Below are 20,472 nucleotides of genomic sequence, written 5' to 3'. Positions count from 1 at the left end.
ACAAACCCTTTCAGAGTTATAAACTCTGAAAGGGTTAATAAAAAAATCTTATTACAAATAACCCGAAATAGGGAAGGGATTTTCTATTTCACAAAAAACAAGAACCTATGTACGTAGTAAAAAGAGATGGCCATAAAGAGCCTGTAATGTTTGACAAAATCACTGATAGAATTAAAAAACTATGCTATGGTTTAAATGATAGAGTGGATGCCGTGAAGGTAGCCATGCGAGTGATTGAAGGATTGTATGACGGAGTTACTACGTCGGAATTGGACAACCTGGCTGCAGAAACAGCAGCATCTATGACCATTTCGCATCCCGATTATGCACAGTTGGCGGCTCGTATTGCGGTTTCTAACTTGCACAAAAACACCAACAAATCATTCTCGGAAACGATGAATGAAATGTACCATTATGTAAATCCGAGAAACGGTCAATTAGCACCACTTTTATCGGAAGAAGTACATACTGTAATTCAGGAAAATGCCGAATTTCTAAATTCTCACATCATATACAACCGCGATTTCAACTACGATTATTTTGGTTTTAAAACCTTAGAACGTTCGTATTTATTGAAAATCAATGGTAAAATTGTAGAGCGCCCACAACACATGTTGATGCGTGTTTCGGTTGGAATTCACCTAAACGACTTAGATGCTGTAATAGAAACCTACGAATTAATGTCGAAGAAATTCTTTACACACGCTACTCCAACCTTATTCAATGCTGGAACCCCAAAACCTCAAATGTCTTCTTGTTTCCTATTAACCATGAAAGACGACAGTATTGATGGTATTTACGACACCTTGAAACAAACGGCTAAAATCTCGCAATCGGCTGGTGGTATTGGATTATCTATTCACAATGTTCGTGCGACAGGATCCTACATTCGTGGTACCAACGGAACGTCAAACGGAATTGTTCCAATGTTGAGAGTTTTCAACGACACCGCCCGTTATGTAGATCAAGGTGGTGGAAAACGTAAAGGAAGTTTTGCTATTTATTTGGAAACGTGGCATGCTGATATCTTCGAATTTTTAGATTTGAAAAAGAACACTGGTAAAGAAGAAATGCGTGCAAGAGATTTGTTTTTTGCCATGTGGACTTCCGATTTATTCATGAAACGCGTAGAAGAAGACAGCCATTGGACATTGATGTGTCCGAATGAATGTGCTGGATTGTGCGATGTGTATGGCGACGAATTTGAAGCATTATATACGTCATACGAAGCGGCTGGAAAAGGAAGAAAAACCGTTAAGGCACGTGAGCTTTGGGAGAAAATCTTAGAATCGCAAATTGAAACGGGTACACCGTATATGTTGTACAAAGATGCCGCAAACCGAAAATCGAACCAAAAGAATTTAGGAACCATTCGTTCGTCTAACTTGTGTACCGAAATTATGGAATACACCTCAGAAGATGAAATTGCGGTATGTAACTTGGCTTCGATTTCATTACCCATGTTTGTGGAAAATGGAAAATTTGATCACGAATTGTTGTTTAACGTAACCAAACGTGTAACACGCAACCTGAATAAAGTAATCGACAGAAATTACTATCCAGTTAAAGAAGCGGAAAACTCTAACATGCGCCACCGCCCGGTAGGATTGGGTGTGCAAGGTTTGGCCGATGCCTTTATCATGATGCGCATGCCGTTTACCAGTGACGAAGCCAAACAAGTGAACCAAGATATTTTTGAGACCTTATACTTTGCTGCTGTAACCGCTTCGATGGAAATGGCTAAAGAAGAAGGTGCGTATTCAACCTTTAAAGGTTCTCCAATTTCAGAAGGAAAATTCCAACACAACCTTTGGAACATCAAAGACGAAGAACTTTCGGGTCGTTGGGACTGGGCAAGTTTGAGAAAAGAAGTGATGGAACACGGTGTGAGAAACTCATTGTTAGTAGCGCCAATGCCAACGGCTTCTACGTCGCAAATTCTTGGAAACAACGAAGCTTTTGAACCGTATACTTCTAATATTTACACACGAAGAGTACTTTCTGGAGAATTCATTGTGGTAAACAAACACTTATTGAATGATTTAGTAGAAAGAGGTTTGTGGAACGAAACGTTGAAACAAGAAATCATGCGCCATAACGGTTCGGTTCAAAATATTGAGCAAATTCCGGCCGATTTAAAAGAATTATACAAAACGGTTTGGGAAATGTCGATGAAAGATATTATCGACATGAGCCGTCACAGAGGTTATTTTATTGACCAATCGCAATCGTTGAACTTGTTCATGCAAGATGCCAATTATGCGAAATTGACCTCGATGCACTTTTATGCTTGGAAAAGCGGCTTGAAAACTGGTATGTATTATTTGAGAACTAAAGCAGCGGTAGACGCAATTAAGTTTACATTAAACAATGACAAAAAAGCAGAACCAACCATCGTAGAAAAACAAGCTGCCGTGGCTGTTGAAGTAGTGGCTCCTGTTGAAAACGGCGAAATGACTGCTGAAGACTTTGCTGCTATGGTAGAACGTGCTCGCAACGCTGCTGGAAACGGTGGTGATGATTGTGAGATGTGTGGGTCATAGAAAATAGAATAAAGAGAAAAGAACAAAGAAACAGCTGTCTACAAGATGGCTGTTTTGTTTTTTAATTATCTTTGAAATCAAATTAAATACCATGGCAAAAGAAAAAGGAGTCTACACTGGAATTATAGAAAAAGACGAAAACGGCAATTATTTTTGTGGCGAATATTTATTGGATTACCAATATACCGAAGCGAGTTTTAAATTGGGCGACGAAATCAATATTAAAAGTGTGATTGCCAACCCAAGTGATAAAAGCTACAACCAATATCCAAAGAAATCAAGAAATTTCTTTTTGGCCAACGATAAAAAGTAACTTCAAATGATTACGCTTAAAAGAACGACTTCGGATCATCCTGATTTTGAAAAATTAGTGGTCGCACTCGACACGTATTTAGCCATTCTAGACGGAGACGATCACGAATTTTATGCGCAATTCAACAAAACGAATTTACTGAAAAATGCGATTATTGCCTATGAAAATGAAACGGTAGCAGGCATTGGAGCCTACAAAGAATACGATTCTGAAACGGTTGAAATGAAACGAATGTACACAGTGCCCGAACACCGCGGTAAAGGAATTGCTTCTAAAGTTTTATCCGAATTGGAAACGTGGGCCAAAGAAGAAAAGTACACAAATGCTGTTCTTGAAACAGGATTTATGCAAAAAGAAGCGATTTCATTGTATCAAAAACTAGGGTATGTTATAATCGAAAACTACGGTCAATATATAGGGGTTGAAAATAGTATTTGTATGAAGAAAACTCTTTTGAACATCTCTAAAATTTAATATCTAATATTTCATATTCCATGATGAACTGGGAACAACTTTTATCCTTAAAACGTCAAGGCGACAAAGGAAAACGACTTCGAATTGAACAAGACGATACACGTTTAGGTTTTGAAGTAGATTACGACCGCATTATCTTTTCTTCTGCATTTCGCAGTTTGCAAGACAAAACGCAAGTAATTCCACTTTCCAAAACCGATTTTGTACACACGCGATTGACACACAGTTTGGAAGTATCCGTTGTAGGCCGCTCGATAGGAAGGTTAGTTGGAAAAAAAATAATCGAAAAATACCCTCATTTACAAGAAGTACACGGATATCAAGCCAACGATTTTGGGGCGATTGTTGCAGCAGCTTCGTTAGCACACGACATTGGCAATCCGCCTTTCGGACATTCGGGAGAAAAAGCTATTGGTGAATATTTCTCGATTGGAAAAGGACAACAATTCAAAAGTGAATTAACCGCTAAAGAATGGCAAGATTTGATCGATTTTGAAGGAAATGCCAATGGTTTTTCAGTATTAACGAGTTCGCGTCCCGGAATTGAAGGCAGTATCCGATTGACTTATGCCGTTTTGGGTGCTTTTATGAAATATCCCAAAGAAAGTTTGCCTAAAAAACCAACGTCTAACATTGCTGATAAAAAATACGGTTTCTTTCAATCAGACAAAGCCTTTTTTAAAGAAGTTGCCGACGAATTGGGTTTAATTCCTAATAAATCGGGTAATGATATTGGTTACGAACGCCATCCACTGGCCTATTTGGTCGAAGCTGCCGATGACATTTGTTATACTATTATCGACTTTGAAGACGGCATCAATTTGGGATTGGTTTCCGAAGATTATGCCTTAGAATATTTAATCAAATTGGTGAAAGATACCATTGATACCAATAAATACCAAACCCTAACCACTAAAGAAGATCGCATCAGTTATTTGCGTGCTTTGGCGATCGGAAATCTGATTAATGATGCTGTTCGGATTTTTATTGAAAATGAAGAAGCTATTTTAAAAGGAAAATTCCCATATGCTTTAACCGACAAGAGCAAATACAAAGCACAAATTGACGACATCATCAAATTGAGTGTTAAAAATATTTATCAAAGTCGAGAAGTAATTGAAAAAGAACTTTCGGGTTACCAAATGATTAACAACTTGTTAGATAAATTCATCACGGCATATAACAACAAACACGTAGGAAAAGCCACAAATTACGACAAGCTATTATTGAAAATTCTTCCTGAAAAACACGATATCGAAAAAGAAAGTTTATACGATCGTCTTTTACACATTTGTCATTTTATTTCGATGCTAACTGACGGTAAAGCATTGTTATTTAATCAAATAATTTCGTCTTAAAAATTGTTAATTTTTTGATTTTCAACCAAAATAATTGCATTTACATCAAAAATAAATTAAGTTTGTCCATCTATTAAAAAACTACAAATTAAAATTATGAGAAAAATTACCTCTCTAGTAATGATTTTGTTCACAGTTTTAGGTTTTTCCCAAGACAACAAAGGAAAAATTCAAACCTATTTAGAACAAAATAAAGCTAAATTAAACTTATCAAACTCCGATATTTCCGATTGGTTTATCGAAAGCATTGGTACTTCTGAGTCGACAAAAATCGATACGTATTGGATCAAACAACGTTACCAAGGCATTGAAATCTTTAATGCAGTATCGAATGTTTGGATTAAAAATGATGAAGTAATCAATATTCAAAATGGCTTCATTTCAAATATTGGTCAAAAAATCAACACTACTGCTCCAAGTTTAAGTGTTTTAAATGCTTTGCAAAAAGGATTTATTGCGGTTAACGCTATTGATGTTAACGGACAAGTAATTGAAAATAAAAACGATAGAGAATACAAAATTTCTAATGGAATTTTAGGTGACGAACCTATTACCGCAGAATTAGTTTACCAACCCAATGGTACATCGTTAAAATTGGCTTGGGATTTTACATTCTACACGCAAGACCACAATCATTTATGGAGTATCAGAATTGATGCTACCAATGGAACGTTGTTAGAGAAACACGACCAAGTGATTTCTTGTAATTTTGATAACCACAACGCTTCTGCAAATGCTGGATTTTCATTTTACAGAAATGCGTTTAAAGAAGAAAATGCTGCTTTACCTGCTGCGCAAGTTCAAGGTGGATCGTATAGAGTAGTTCCTTTTAACTATGAAAGTCCAAACCACCACAGTAGAGATTTGCTTACAAATCCTGAAAACGCAACGGCATCTCCTAAAGGATGGCACGATACCAATACTTTGGCTGGAACAACGGCCTCACTTAGATATACTTATTTAAGAGGAAACAACGTATGGACAAGAGCTGATTATACCAATGGAAATCCAACAGCTACTTCAACTACTTCAACAGCCAACGGATATTCTCCAACAAATGCCAGTTTGACTTTTGACTATCCTTATCCTGGAACATCTGTTGCGGCCAACACCTATATTGATGCTGCTACTACCAATTTATTCTACATGAATAACGTGTTACACGATATTTGGTTCCAATATGGATTCAACGAGCCAAATGGAAACTTTCAACAAACCAACTATGTATCAGGAGGTAGTGCTGTAGATGCTGTTTGGGGTGATGCGCAAGATGGGTCAACAGCTGCAACACCAACTTTGAATAACGCTAACTTTTCTACTCCAGTAGATGGGTCAAAACCAAGAATGCAGATGTATTTGTGGAGTTATAGAAGAGTAACACAATTGTTAACCGTTAATTCTCCTTCTGATATTGCCGGACCAAAATACACTAGTGATAACGGATTCAATCCAGGTCACGTGAATGTACCAGTAGCGCCAGCAATGATTCAATCGGATATTGTTTTATACGATGATGGTACTCCAGATGTGGGGCAAACCGATAATGCTGACGGTTGTGCTGCTGCTGTAAATGCTGCTGCTATCAACGGTCACATTGCCATTATTAGACGTTCAACTTCGGTAGCCAACGGTGGAAATCCTTGTACTTTTGCAGCTAAAGCTGTAAATGCAACTAACGCTGGAGCAACCGCTTTGATAATTGTAAACAATGATGCAACTGCACCTGATTCAAGTATAGGTATGTCTGGAGCAGACGGAGCAATTACAATCCCAGTTATCAGTGTTTCGTTAAACAATGGTGAGGCTATCATCGCAAAATTAAAATTAGGTCAAACGGTTAATGCTAAAATTCAAGCGGCTTCACAATTGGATTTGTTTGTAAATACTGATGGTGATTTAGACAATGGAGTTATCGCTCACGAGTTTGGTCACGGAATCTCTACGCGTTTAGCTGGTGGTAGATTAAATTCTAGTTGTCTTCAAAACGAAGAACAAATGGGAGAAGGATGGTCAGACTGGTTCGCATTGATGTTGACGATGCACCCTGGTGATGTAGGTACTACTGCAAGAGGTATGGCAACATTTGTGATTAATCAAGACCCAACAGGTAGTGGTTTAAGAAATTACCCTTATTCAACCGACATGACCGTTAACCCTGAAACATTCAACACCGTAAATCTTAATCAAGTTGACGATGGTAATGGAAACATGGTTACTGAGACTCATAATGTTGGTGAAGTATGGGCTACTATGCTTTGGGACTTAACTTGGGCTTATATTAATAAATATGGTTATGACGACAACAAATACACTGGAACTGGTGGTAACAATAAAGTAATGCGTTTGGTTTTAGACGCCATAAAATTACAGCCATGTAGTCCATCATTTGTTCAAGCACGTAATGCTATTTTAGCTGCTGACTTAGCAACTACTAATGGTCAAGATTACTGTTTAATATGGGAAGTTTTTGCAAGAAGAGGTTTAGGATTAAATGCTGATTCTGGAAGTACAAACTCATCAATTGATGAAATTGAAGATTTCACAGTTCCAACTCCAGGAGCAACACCAGCAACAGGTTCTAACTGTACTTTGAGTGTAAACTATTTTGAAAACCAAGAGTTATTTAGAATATACCCTAACCCAACCAATGGATTTCTTAACGTAAGAATCAACAACTACGTTGGAAAAGTAAACATCCAAGTAATTGACATCAACGGAAGAATTGTAAGTGAGTACAAAAACGAAGACTTCAACATTGAAAAATCGTTAAACTTAAACAATCTTCAAACCGGAATGTATGTCCTTAAAGTAAGCGGAGATTCGTTGAACTTTACTCAAAAAATAATGAAAAACTAGATTTGTTATTATTTATAAATAGAAAAGCGGCTTAAATTAAGCCGCTTTTTTTATGTCTATTTTTAGTACTCTATTCTGATAAAACGTTGACAATCCCTTCAACAGCAATACCACATATTCTTTGAAGTTCCTCTACTGTTCCATGTTCCATAAACTCATCAGGAACACCAAGTGTTTTTATTGGAATGGTGTAATTGTTTGTTGTAGCAAATTCAATAATGGCACTACCAAAACCACCTTTTACAACACCATCTTCTATAGTAATTATTTTTTCAAAAGATTGAAAAATTTCATGCAAAAGAGTTTCATCTAAAGGTTTTACAAATCCAAAGTCATAATGGGCGATCTCATCTGAACTAGAAATTTGGTCTAATGCTAAACTCACATTATTCCCTATAAAACCAGTTGATAAAACCGCTATCTTAGTGCCTTTTTTGAGCAAATGAGCTTTTCCTATAGTTATATTTTGAAATTCGTAATTCTTGATTCTTAATTCATAATTAGAATACTTTCCTCTTCCTCTTGGATATCGAATCGCAATAGGATGCTCCAATCCTAAGGAAGCTGTGTACAACATATTTCGCAAATCGATCTCATCTTTTGGAGCGTAAATAATCAAATTGGGAATACATCGCAAATACGCCAAATCAAAAACGCCATGATGTGTAGCACCGTCTTCACCCACCAATCCTGCCCGATCCAAACAAAAAATTACTGGTAAATTTTGCAAAGCTACATCGTGAATCACTTGGTCGTAAGCACGTTGCAAAAAGGTAGAATAGATATTGCAAAAAACCACCATTCCTTGCGTAGCCATTCCTGCCGCCAACGTCACGGCATGTTGTTCGGCAATACCCACATCAAAAGCCCGTTCTGGAAAAGCCTCCATCATAAATTTTAACGAACTACCTGTAGGCATTGCAGGGGTTATGCCAATTATTTTTGGATTAGAAGAGGCCAATTCCACCAGCGTTTTTCCAAAAACATCTTGAAATTTAGGTGGTAAATTAACTTCCAATTTGGGATGGATTTCACCGGTAATTTTATCAAATTTTCCAGGAGCATGATATTTTACTTGGTCTTCTTCTGCCAATTGTAACCCTTTCCCTTTTGTGGTTATAATATGCAAAAACTTAGGCCCTTTTACTTTTTTCAATCGGTTTAATTCGGAGATCAAAGCGTCTAAATCGTGCCCATCAATGGGTCCAGAATAATCAAAATTCAGGGACTTAATCATGTTGTTTTGCCTCGGATTTTTGCCTTCTTTAACTGAAGTCAAATAATTTTTCAAAGCGCCAACACTAGGGTCAATTCCGATAGCATTATCGTTTAAGATCACTAATAAATTAGCATCGGTTACGCCAGCATGATTCAAACCTTCAAAGGCCATACCACTAGCAATTGAAGCATCTCCAATCACGGCAATATGATGTTTATTTTCGCCTTTCAATTGAGAAGCAATCGCCATTCCCAATGCTGCCGAAATGGATGTAGATGAATGTCCGACTCCAAAGGTATCATACACACTTTCAATTCGTTTAGGAAAACCCGAAATACCACCCAATTCTCTATTGGTATGAAAAACGGCTTTTCTTTCGGTTAAAATTTTATGGCCATAAGCTTGATGCCCCACATCCCAAACCAATAAATCATCTGGCGTGTTAAACACATAATGCAACGCAATAGTTAATTCAACAACACCCAAACTGGCACCCAAATGTCCTTCTTTGGCCGAAACGATATCAATAATAAAATCACGCAATTCACCTGCCAATTGGGGCAATTGCGAGGTTTCCAATTTTCGTAAATCGATTGGATTGTTGATATATTTAAGTAAATTTTCCGACATGTAGCAAAGGTACGAATTGAATTCCTATTTTTGCTTTATGGAAAACATTTTCACCGACGAATACTTCATGAAAAAAGCCTTACAAGAAGCCGAAACGGCTTTTGATAAAGGCGAAATTCCTGTTGGTGCCATTGTAGTAATCAACAACAAAGTCATTGCACGAAGTCATAATTTGTCCGAATTACTCAACGATGTTACCGCTCATGCCGAAATGCAATCCATAACTGCTGCAGCCAATTTTATCGGCGGAAAATATTTAAAAGATTGTACTTTGTATGTTACGCTTGAACCTTGCCAAATGTGTGCGGGTGCTTTGTATTGGAGTCAGATTTCAAAAATTGTTTTTGGGGCTCGAGATGAACAACGAGGGTTTCTAACATTAGGCACAAAACTACATCCAAAAACCCAAGTAATTCAGGGAGTTTTAGCTGAAGAAGCGTCCAACTTGATGAAACTTTTTTTTGCTTCCAAAAGAAAATAATATTAGTATTTTTTTACAGGAAAAATAGTCCAAAAATTTATTTTAACTTTACTACAATAATTCAATATCTTTTGGAGTTATGCCATTAATTGAAGATGTGATTTTAACATAATTTTCGAGAAAAAGTTCTAACCAATAATCCTTTTAAAAACTATGAAGACCATTAAGTTAATCGGTTTGTTTTTAGCAATCTTTGTATTGCATTCTTGTTCCAAAAAATCGGCTGCCGATTTTGATTCTGACTTTTCATTGTATAAGGATTACATCTCGAGTTTCTCATCTGGATACGTTCCGGTAAACTCCGATTTTCGGGTACAATTGGCCTTCAATAAAAGTGATTGGAAACCTAATCAAGAACTTGATGAAGATTTATTCGACATCTCACCAAGTGTTAGTGGAAAAGTGGTGGCGCTTTCTAGCAATACCATCGCATTCATTCCAAAAGAGAAATTGGAACAAAATACCTTGTATCAAATTACACTACATCTTTCGCAAATCAACAGTAAAACTCCTAAAGAATTAGCCGATTTTAACTTCTCGGTTAAAACCATCAAACAAGATTTTATTGTTAATACCTTAGATTTACAATCCTACGATAAAGACACTTATTACTTAAACGGAACTATAAAAACTGCTGATAATTTGAGCTTTGAAGACGCTCAAAAGCTGCTTGAAGTAACCCAAAATGATGAAGATTTAAAAGTAACTTTTGATAAAGCCACCAGCACTTCAACAGAATTTAAATTTACCATTGAAAAAATAAAACGCTTTGATGAAGACAGCGAAATTACCATTGCTTGGGACGGTGATGATGTCGATATTGAACAAAAAGGTGAAGTGAAATTCCCTATTCCGGGTAAAAATCAATTCAAAGTACTCGACATAAAAATTGGTGACGAAAACAACCAGTCGTTACTCATCAATTTTTCCGACCCATTAAAACGCGACCAAGATTTTAAGGGTTTGATTGCTATTGAAAATACTAAAAATTTGAAATTTGCCACAATGGGCAACGTTCTAAAAGTGTTCTTTAGCAACGAAGTCAAAAATGGAGAAGTAGACAAAGGCACATCCAATACAGCCGTAGCGGTTGAAGCTGTGGTTGATACTGCCGCTGTAGCTACAGATACTGCTGTTGCTGTGGTGGATGATATCTCCGATGCCGTAGTAGAATCTGTGGAAGAGGTTCCATCTTCTGAACAATCGTTTGCTGGCACTAAACTAGTCGAAGTCTTTCAAGGAATTGAAAACGACTACGGCTATAAAATGAAAAATAATTATTCCGAAAAATTGCTGTTTGACCAAATAAAACCAGGCGTTAAATTGGTTAAAAGCGGCACCATTATGCCGAGTTCCAACAATTTGAAACTGAATTTTGAAGTAGCCAACTTGAATGCTGTGGATGTAAAAGTGTATAAAATTTACAAAAACAACATCATGCAATTCCTTCAAGACAATGAAATAAACGGCACACGAAATCTAAAACAAGTGAGTCAGGCTATCGCCAAAACCACCATCGAATTGAAGCAAAATAACTTGCTGAATTACAGTAAATGGAATACCTATGCCTTAGATCTTTCTAAAATAATCAAGCCAGAACCCGGTGCCATTTATCGTGTAGAATTTTCGTTCAAGAAAAAATATTCACTTTACAAATGCACTTCTTCTGATAATACTGACGACAATGCATCTGAAGATGACGAAGAAGAGGTCGATGAAAATGACGTGAATTACAGCGGAGAAAACTACGACGATTACTACTATGAAGAAGATTATGACTATAGAGACAGTCAAGATCCATGCACCAATTACTATTTTTATAACACCAGAGTTGGAACGAACATTCTAGCTTCCGATTTAGGTGTAATTGCCAAAAGAGGTACAGACAAATCAGTTGTAGTTGCTGTAAGCGATATCGTTTCAACCGATCCTGTTTCGGGTGCTACCGTAACCTTATACAATTACCAACAACAAAAAATTGGCGATTCGAGTACAGATGGAGACGGAATAGCGTCATTTCAACTCGAAAAAATGGCCTATTTCGCCATTGTTACTAAAGGCGACCAAAGCACGTATGTAAAATTAGACGACGAACTTTCATTGTCGGTTAGTAATTTCGATGTTTCGGGTGAAACATTACAAAAAGGATTGAAAGGTTATTTATACGGCGAACGTGGCGTTTGGCGTCCAGGTGATACCTTATTTTTATCGTTCATTTTGAATGATAATGCCAATAAATTACCGCCAAACCATCCAATTAAATTAAAATTAAACGACCCTAACGGCAAAACCGTGTACCAATCGGTACAAAAACTAAACGATCTCAATCACTACAAATTTGTGGTGCCAACACAGTCGAGTGCTCCAACTGGAAATTGGGAAGCTGTAGCAAGCATAGGTGGTGCTCGTTTTTACAAAAGCATCAAAATTGAAACCATCAAACCCAATCGTTTAAAAATCAAAAATAGTTTTAACGACGCGATTCTTTTTACGAGTAAAAACAACGTAAATAACATTCAAGTGTTGTGGCTTCATGGTGCTGTCGCAAAAGATTTAAAAACCGAAGTTCAAGCCAAATTTTCACAACAAGTCACTACGTTTAAAGGTTATGACAAATATGTTTTTGACGATCCAACACGCAATTTCTCTACCGAAGAAATCAATATTTTTTCTGGAAAAGTTGACGCAAATGGCCGTGCTTCTATTCCGATAAAACCAACCTTACAAGGTCAAGCGCCTGGTATGCTAAAAGCAGCTTTCATCACTAAAGTTTACGAACAAGGTGGTGATGTGAGTACCGATGTAGCCTCGGCTTCCTACTCGCCTTACCAAACCTATGTAGGTGTAAAAGCACCTGAGCCTAACAAATACGGTTTGTTAGAAACAGGCAGAGTCAACCGTTTTGATATTGTAACGGTTACTGAAAATGGCAAACCAAAGGCAGTTCAAAATTTGGATGTGCGCATTTACAAATTAGAATCACGTTGGTGGTGGGATGCTTCCAATGATAATTTATCCAATTACAGTTCATCAAACTCCACGATAGCTTACAAAAATTATAGAATTTCAACCGATTATTCAGGAAAAGGAAACGTAGCTTTTGTGGTACCAGAAAACGATTGGGGTAATTACTTAATTCGTGTTTCCGATCCAACAAGCGGTCATGCTACTGGAACAAGAGTGTACATTGATTCGCCGTATTGGTCGGCTAAATCTAAAAATACCGATGGCGAATCGGCCAATATGTTGCGCTTTTCTACCGACAAAACCAAATATGCGGTAGGCGAAACAGCTAAGATTTTCTTTCCATCCAGTGAAGGCGGAAGAGCCTTAATCGCTATCGAAAATGGAACCAAAGTCGTAAAAACACTTTGGGCAAAAACCAAAAAAGGCGAAACGTCAGTCGAATTACCCATTACTGGTGAAATGGCACCTAACATATACATTAACATCACATTACTGCAACCACATGCGTCGACTAAAAACGATTCGCCGATTCGTATGTATGGTATCGTTCCTATTGAAGTGGTGGATAAAAACACCGTTTTGGAACCGCAAATTGTTATGCCAAATACGCTTCGTCCTGAACAATCAGTCAACGTAAAAGTTTCCGAGAAAAATGGCAAAGCGATGACGTACACTATTGCTGTGGTTGATGAAGGTTTGTTGGATTTAACTCGTTTCAAAACACCAAATGCTTGGGATAGTTTTTATACTCGTGAAGCTTTGGGTGTTAGAACTTGGGATGTTTATGATGATGTTATTGGTGCGTATGGTGGAAAAGTAAACCAAGTATTTGCTATCGGTGGTGATGCCGATTTGGGTGGTGGTAAAGCCAAAAAAGCCAATCGCTTCAAACCTGTTGTAATGTATTTCGGTCCGTTCGTATTAGAAAAAGGAGAATCCAAAACGCATAAAATAAAACTACCAAAATACATTGGTTCAGTGCGCACTATGGTGGTTGCAGCCAACAAAGAAAACAGCGCTTATGGTATGGCAGAAAAAGCTACACCTGTAAAAAGTCCTTTGATGGTATTGGCTTCGTTACCTCGAAAAATATCACCATCCGAGAAAGTAACTATTCCGGTAACGCTATTTGCAACCGAAAAAACCATAAAAAATGTTACGCTTCAAATTAAAACCAACACTGCGGTTAGAGTGGTTGGAAGTAAATCACAAATAATAAAATTCACACAACCCGATGAAAAAATGGCCTATTTCAATCTCGAGGTTGGAAGTGCTACAGGTTTGGGTAAAATCCAGATTATTGCCACTTCGGGTAAAGAAAAATCGGTCTATGATGTCGAAATTGATGTAACCAATCCAAATCCGGTAACCACCACTTATACCGATATTGTGGTCAATCCGAACAGTTCCAAAACCATTTCATGGAAATTATTTGGTGTAACTGGAAGCAACAAGTCTAAAATGGAAGTATCGTCTGTTCCAACGGTCGATTTCAGTCGAAGATTGGATTATTTGATTCAGTACCCGCACGGTTGTGTAGAACAAACTACGTCATCGGTTTTTCCACAATTGTATTTGAATGATGTTATGGATTTGGACGCCAATTACAAACAACGCATTCAAAGAAATATCACTGCTGGAATCCAAAAACTAGGTAATTTCCAAGTAGCCAATGGTGGATTCTCCTACTGGCCAGGCAATGCCGATGCCGACGATTGGGGTTCTTCATATGCCGGACATTTCTTAATCGAAGCCGAAAAAAAAGGCTATGTGTTACCGATTAGTTTTAAAAACAAATGGGTTTCCTACCAACAAAAAATGGCCAAACAATGGCGCTTCGAAAAACAATACGCCAACGATTTGGCACAAGCGTATCGTCTGTATACATTAGCATTAGCAGGTTCAGCCGATTTAGCTTCGATGAACCGACTTCGAGAAACGGTTGGCATTTCTAACGAAAGTAAATTGCGTTTGGCTGCTGCGTATGCCATCATCAAACAAAATGCTGCGGGTATGGCGTTGTTAAGCAAATCGATGATTGACGAGCAAAACGAAACCTATTATTACTATTATGGTTCGAGCGAAAGAAATCGCGCCATGGCGTTAGAAACTTTGATTCTGTTGGGTCAAAAACAAAAAGCCTTTGCGATGGCCACTAAATTAGCTAAAAACTTATCTAGCAATCAATGGATGAGTACGCAAACTACGGCCTACGGACTCTATGCAATGTCAAAATTTGCCCAAAGCAATGGCAGTAAAGGCGTTTCAATTCAGTACAACAATGGTGGAAAACCACAGGTGATCAATACCAACAAAACTATTGCGCAACGCGACTTAGTTTTAGTTTCGGGAGCCAATTCAGTAACCATTAAAAACAATAAAAACAATACGTTATTTGTGCGGGTTTTAAACAGTGGCATTCTTCCTGTTGGAAAAGAAAATGTGGTACAAAACAACCTTACTGCTAGTGTGGTTTTCAAAGACCGAAAAGGAAAAGCAATTTCAGTAACCAAAATTGCCCAAGGCACCGAGTTCATTGCCGAAGTAACGCTAACCAATCGCAAAAACGAATACGTATCCAATGTAGCTTTGTCTCAAATCCTTCCATCTGGATTCGAAATTGTAAACACGCGTTACACCGATTATGGCGATGCCACCAATAATGTAGCCGATTACATCGACATTCGTGACGACCGAGCCAACTACTATTTTGGAATGAGAGCCAACGAAACACGAACCTTCAAAATCTTATTAAATGCTTCCTATTTAGGTAAATATTACTTACCTGGATTGCAATGCGAAGCCATGTACGACAACGAGTTCTTAGCCAGAACGAAGGGACAATGGGTGGAAGTGGTAAAATAAAAAATAATACCCTATCAGAGTTTAAGACTCTGATAGGGTTGTTCTAAAAAATGAAAGAAAAAATAAAAGCGTTTTTCCAACGCATTATGAAATACATCAAAGCCAACAAAAAGAAATCTGCAAAAAACAGCATATAAATCATAAATCGCTTCCAAATGAAAATTACCCTAAAAACCTCAATTTTTTTTATATTCTTAATTATTGGATGTAAAAGCAATAAAGGTAATTTTATTAAAACAGATAGTGGTTCTAATTTTGATTCAACCGCTCTTGTTGTACAGACAGATACAGCTAAATATCAAGAAGTTGAAGAAGTTAAAAAAGAAAATAAATTTAATATTGATAGTATTCTAAAATCAAATCGTAATATCAAAATTGAATATAAAGACAGCCTAATTTACGTATTAGGTGATAGAGAATTTTATAATACCAATGGACAAACTGTTGCATATACAAAACTACAAGAAGGTGGTGATGTGTTTGCAATTGTTTATCCAAACTCTTCAGATGAAGAGAACATACCTAATGTATTATTTTATATTTTTAAAAATGAAAAATGGATTTTAGTTTCCAAATTTGATTCTAATGAAGTTAGTTACTTTGAAATTATAGATTTAAACAATGATGGAGTTAGAGAAATTCAATCTATAGGTTATCCAAACATGAATGGAAATTACACGAACACTTTTTACAGCTATTCTAAAACCGAAAATAAATTTATTGATGGTGGTGGATTTTTTTCAAGTATGTACGAATTTAAACCACAGTTAAGTAGAGTTGAAGTGGAATATGGAGGAAGCTGGTATATGCCCTATTCCAAGACAATTTATTATTGGAAAAGGCAAAAACTAATACCCTATAAAGAAGTAGAAGTAGGGTTAAAAAAAGCCGACATGAAACATGATGCTTGCTATATCAAATATTCAGAAAATTTAACTTTAGAGAAAGATTCTGTTGAACTAATTTATAAAAAATCGTTTCGAGGTAAAAAATTGAACGAAATCTATAATAACTTTTTTGAAAATAATTAAAGTGAAAAAGCTATTTCAAAAATTTTATAATTTCATCAAACTAAAAGTAATAAAAAATAAGAAAAAATCGATTGCCTTGTTTTTACTTTTAATAGTTTATTATTTTTCATTACCTCGAACGCTTTTCGAAGAGCCTTATGCCACCGTAATCGAAAGCCAAGACGGCGAACTTCTTGCCGCTAAAATTGCCAACGACGGACAATGGCGTTTTCCGGCTAGCGATAGTGTTCCCGATAAATTCAAAAAGTGTATCGTGTATTACGAAGACGAACATTTTTACCATCACTTTGGTTTCAACCCAGCAGCCATGTACAAAGCCTTTCAACAAAACAGAAGCGCAGGCAAAGTCGTTCGTGGTGGCAGCACATTGACCCAACAAGTCATTCGGTTGTCGCGCCATCACCAAAAAAGAACGTACTACGAAAAAGTGATTGAAATGATTCTCGCCACGCGTTTGGAATTTCGTCATTCTAAAGAAAAAATACTTAAACTCTACGCTGCACATGCGCCTTTTGGAGGCAATGTAGTGGGTCTTGAAATGGCTTCATGGCGGTATTTTGGTGTACAAGCACACCAACTTTCGTGGGCAGAAAGTGCTACTTTAGCTGTTTTACCCAACGCACCGAGTCTAATTTACCCGGGTAAAAACCAACAAAAATTACTCAAAAAACGCAACGCCTTGTTATTAAAATTATACCATGAAAAAGTCATCGACAAGATGACCTATCAATTGTCGATAACCGAACCGTTACCACAGAAACCCTATAATTTACCGCAAATTGCACCGCATTTGTTGCAACATATTGCTAAAGAAAATGAAGGCAAACGCATCAAAACTACCATTAATGTGTCGTTGCAAAATCGGGTGAATCAAATTGCGTCGTATTACTACAACCAATACAAACAAAATGAAGTCCATAACCTAGCTATTATGGTCATTGATATTCAAAACCGCAACATCATCAGCTATGTTGGGAATGCACCAACCGACAAAGATCACGACAAAGACGTCGATATCATAACCGCACCACGAAGTACTGGTAGTATTCTAAAACCCTTGCTTTTTGCTTCGATGCTCGATGATGGCGAACTGCTTCCGAACACACTCGTGCCTGATATTCCAACCCAAATTTCGGGGTATGCGCCTGAAAATTTTAACTTGACTTTCGACGGTGCAGTACCGGCACAACGAGCCTTGTCGCGTTCGCTAAACATTCCGGCGGTGCTCATGTTGCAAGAACATGGTGTGAATAATTTTTATGAATTACTGCAAAAATTCAAACTCAAAAACATCAACAAACGCCCAGATCATTACGGTTTATCGCTTATTCTAGGTGGTGCCGAAAGCAACCTTTGGGATTTGTGCCGCACCTATGCCAACCTATCATCAACGCTCAATTACTACAACACGTCCAAAGGGAAATACCGCACCAACGAGTTTGCTGAACTCAACTTCAACAACGGTTTTAAGCAAGATTACGGCAGCGACACCTACCAAAAGACCGTCTTAGGCGCAGGTTCTATTTATCTTACCTACAACGCCATGAAAGAAGTCAACCGTCCCGAAGGCGATGAAGCTTGGAAGTTCTACGATTCGTCACTCGAAATCGCTTGGAAAACAGGAACCAGTTTCGGAAACCGCGATGCTTGGGCTATTGGCACCAATTCGCGTTACGTTGTAGGCGTTTGGGTGGGCAACGCTTCAGGTGAAGGCCGTCCGCAATTGACAGGTGTCGAAAGTGCTGCGCCTATTTTGTTTGATGTCTTCAATTTATTACCCCGAAAAGGCTGGTTTCAAGCGCCGTTAAACGATTTAGAATACGCCGAAATCTGTACGAAAAGCGGCTATTTAGCGCAAGACGATTGTCCGAAAAGCAAACAATTAATTCCGAGAAATGGTACCAAAACCGCACTTTGTCCCTACCACAAATTGGTACATTTAGATGCCACCGAGCAATACCGCGTGAACAGCAGTTGCGAAAATATCGAGAACATAATCAATAAAAAATGGTTTGTGCTACCACCCGTAATGGAATGGTACTACAAAAGCAACCATATTGATTACAAACCTTTACCGCCTTTTCGCGACGATTGCCAGCAAACGCAACAAGCGTCTATGGACTTTATCTACCCCAAAACCAACAGCAAGATCTATCTCACCAAAGATTTCAACAGTAAAATCCAACCCGTGATTCTCAAAGTGGCGCATTCCAACAAAGAAGCCAAGCTCTATTGGTACGTTGATAATGTCTATAAAGGCACTACACAAACCTTTCACGAAATGCAAATCGAAGCCAATACCGGTTTTCACTACATTACAGTAGTCGATGAATATGGTAATGAAATTAAAAGAAAAGTAGAGATTGTTAGAGATTAGAAAAGTTACTGGTTTGGTCTTTTTGTTTTAATTTTTTATAAACTTACGACTCATCATTCCTCTGTCACTAGTAATCTTAATAACGTAGCTTCCTGTTTTTAATCCTGAAACATCGATGGTTTCGGATGGATTTACATCTACTTGAACCAATTGACCAATAATATTGTAAATGCAAATTGTTTTGAGATTTATATTTTGAGGAAGTTTGATATTCAATTTTGTACTCACTGGATTTGGATAGACTGAAACCATAAAATCATCCCGATTATCGCTAGAATTTAATGTATTCGAGCAATCTGTGATATCGCAATCTGAAGAGAACGTAATAGTATTAGAGTTAGCTGTAGTAAAATACATTTGTGCTTCATACATTTCGGTCGCATCAGCACAAATGTATTGAAGAGAAGGTAAGTTCTGTGCCCAAAAAGGCGGAAATGGAGGTTCTTGCCAAACTGTTGCAGAAATTACATTGTTTTTAAGATTTATAGTCGTCAAATTTGGATTATCATAACAAAAAAGAACGGCAACTCCGGTACCGCAAAGATTTATTTCGGTTAGAGGATTATAGGAACACCATAATGAAGTAACATTTGTAAAACTTTGAATACCTTCCAAAGAATTTATGTTTGCATTGTCCAGATAGAGTCCCGTTACACTCAACGCTTCACTTTCTTGAATTTCGCCATCAGTATTAGTATCAACACCATTGGAGATAAGTTTTGCTTTAAAATTTGGATCGGGAATATTTACAATTTGTGCGTTGATGGTGCATATAAAAGAAAAGAAAGTAAAGAGAAAAGAAAAGTTTTTCATAGCGATCAGTTTGATATTCAAATATATAAAAAATACTCTAAAGTATCTATTTTCAAGTAGTTTCATGTAGTTTCATGTATGAAACGTTTAGCCCTAGCCCACCTTGTGCAGTTTACGAAGCAAGATAAAGGCGAAAGCTGGAAATAGCTACTAAAAACATTTCTTATTGACATCTTCTGAATAAAGACATTTTAATCTATGAAAATTTGCGCCATCTGTGTTCCCAATGGCACATAAAAAAACCGCCTACTCGAGGACGCTCGCGGCCGAACAGGCTGAAAGCAATCTCACGAAAGGCGGTTTCAATTATTTAATCTCTTTTCCTTGATTATCAAAAAATGATATTCTAGGTACGTGTAAGCGTCACGAGATTTGAGATTAAGAGGAGGAAGCCCAGTGGGCTTCAGGTACTGTCTATTCTAGTATAAACAAAAAAACGCCTCTCTTTCGAAAGGCGCTTCATTATTTAATTTCTTTTCCTTGATTGTCAAAAAAATGATATTCTAGGTACGTGTAAGCGTCACGAGATTTGAGATTAAGAGGAG

At 37.4% G+C, this 20,472-nt stretch carries 11 protein-coding genes; 9 read left to right on the top strand and 2 right to left on the bottom strand.

All coding sequences use genetic code 11. The features are described 5' to 3' along the window. The first annotated feature begins 107 nt into the window (after positions 1-107). From ACODSI_RS06450 to ACODSI_RS06430, 5 genes are all read left to right on the top strand, one after another. The gene (locus tag ACODSI_RS06450) at positions 108-2,543 is read left to right on the top strand and encodes a ribonucleoside-diphosphate reductase subunit alpha (protein ID WP_488916017.1); all 2,436 of its coding nucleotides are present in this window, start codon (positions 108-110) and stop codon (positions 2,541-2,543) included. Between the two features lie 91 nt (positions 2,544-2,634). Further along, positions 2,635-2,856, top strand: coding sequence for a hypothetical protein (locus ACODSI_RS06445; RefSeq protein ID WP_482473806.1), 222 nt, complete (start codon positions 2,635-2,637; stop codon positions 2,854-2,856). Between the two features lie 6 nt (positions 2,857-2,862). Further along, complete coding sequence (locus tag ACODSI_RS06440) at positions 2,863-3,330, top strand: GNAT family N-acetyltransferase (RefSeq protein WP_488916016.1); 468 nt, start codon at positions 2,863-2,865, stop codon at positions 3,328-3,330. Positions 3,331-3,353: 23 nt separating this feature from the next. Beyond that, positions 3,354-4,688, top strand: a complete 1,335-nt coding sequence (locus ACODSI_RS06435) for a deoxyguanosinetriphosphate triphosphohydrolase (RefSeq protein WP_488916158.1) — start codon at positions 3,354-3,356, stop codon at positions 4,686-4,688. 96 nt (positions 4,689-4,784) lie between these two features. After that, entirely contained in the window at positions 4,785-7,544 is a 2,760-nt protein-coding gene (locus ACODSI_RS06430; protein WP_488916015.1) for a T9SS-dependent M36 family metallopeptidase, read from the top strand. 70 nt (positions 7,545-7,614) lie between these two features. Here the strand turns inward: ACODSI_RS06430 and ACODSI_RS06425 are convergent, their stop codons facing one another. Next, complete coding sequence (locus ACODSI_RS06425) at positions 7,615-9,393, bottom strand: 1-deoxy-D-xylulose-5-phosphate synthase (RefSeq protein WP_488916014.1); 1,779 nt, start codon at positions 9,391-9,393, stop codon at positions 7,615-7,617. Between the two features lie 37 nt (positions 9,394-9,430). Here ACODSI_RS06425 and ACODSI_RS06420 point away from each other — a divergent pair, with 37 nt between their 5' ends. From ACODSI_RS06420 to pbpC, 4 genes are all read left to right on the top strand, one after another. Beyond that, complete coding sequence (locus ACODSI_RS06420) at positions 9,431-9,874, top strand: nucleoside deaminase (protein ID WP_488916013.1); 444 nt, start codon at positions 9,431-9,433, stop codon at positions 9,872-9,874. Between the two features lie 153 nt (positions 9,875-10,027). Continuing rightward, complete coding sequence (locus ACODSI_RS06415; protein WP_488916012.1) at positions 10,028-15,706, top strand: alpha-2-macroglobulin family protein; 5,679 nt, start codon at positions 10,028-10,030, stop codon at positions 15,704-15,706. 155 nt (positions 15,707-15,861) lie between these two features. Next, entirely contained in the window at positions 15,862-16,737 is an 876-nt protein-coding gene (locus ACODSI_RS06410) for a hypothetical protein (protein ID WP_488916011.1), read from the top strand. 1 nt (position 16,738) lies between these two features. Then, the gene (pbpC, locus tag ACODSI_RS06405; RefSeq protein WP_488916010.1) at positions 16,739-19,114 is read left to right on the top strand and encodes a penicillin-binding protein 1C; all 2,376 of its coding nucleotides are present in this window, start codon (positions 16,739-16,741) and stop codon (positions 19,112-19,114) included. A gap of 27 nt (positions 19,115-19,141) precedes the next feature. On the opposite strand, the gene ACODSI_RS06400 is transcribed toward pbpC, so the two are convergent. Next, a complete protein-coding gene (locus ACODSI_RS06400; RefSeq protein WP_488916009.1) occupies positions 19,142-19,927 on the bottom strand; it encodes a T9SS type A sorting domain-containing protein in 786 nt (261 codons plus the stop codon). Positions 19,928-20,472 lie beyond the last annotated feature (545 nt).

This window comes from Flavobacterium sp. FG139, assembly GCF_057809695.1.
The sequence above is the reverse complement of the archived record's forward strand: the minus strand, read 5'-3'. Positions and strand labels throughout refer to the sequence as shown.

Coding starts and splice junctions, on each gene's coding strand:
- ACODSI_RS06450 (WP_488916017.1), top strand. CDS start 108: ATGTACGTAGTAAAAAGAGATGGCCATAAAGAGCCTGTAATGTTTGAC.
- ACODSI_RS06445 (WP_482473806.1), top strand. CDS start 2,635: ATGGCAAAAGAAAAAGGAGTCTACACTGGAATTATAGAAAAAGACGAA.
- ACODSI_RS06440 (WP_488916016.1), top strand. CDS start 2,863: ATGATTACGCTTAAAAGAACGACTTCGGATCATCCTGATTTTGAAAAA.
- ACODSI_RS06435 (WP_488916158.1), top strand. CDS start 3,354: ATGAACTGGGAACAACTTTTATCCTTAAAACGTCAAGGCGACAAAGGA.
- ACODSI_RS06430 (WP_488916015.1), top strand. CDS start 4,785: ATGAGAAAAATTACCTCTCTAGTAATGATTTTGTTCACAGTTTTAGGT.
- ACODSI_RS06425 (WP_488916014.1), bottom strand. CDS start 9,393: ATGTCGGAAAATTTACTTAAATATATCAACAATCCAATCGATTTACGA.
- ACODSI_RS06420 (WP_488916013.1), top strand. CDS start 9,431: ATGGAAAACATTTTCACCGACGAATACTTCATGAAAAAAGCCTTACAA.
- ACODSI_RS06415 (WP_488916012.1), top strand. CDS start 10,028: ATGAAGACCATTAAGTTAATCGGTTTGTTTTTAGCAATCTTTGTATTG.
- ACODSI_RS06410 (WP_488916011.1), top strand. CDS start 15,862: ATGAAAATTACCCTAAAAACCTCAATTTTTTTTATATTCTTAATTATT.
- ACODSI_RS06400 (WP_488916009.1), bottom strand. CDS start 19,927: ATGAAAAACTTTTCTTTTCTCTTTACTTTCTTTTCTTTTATATGCACC.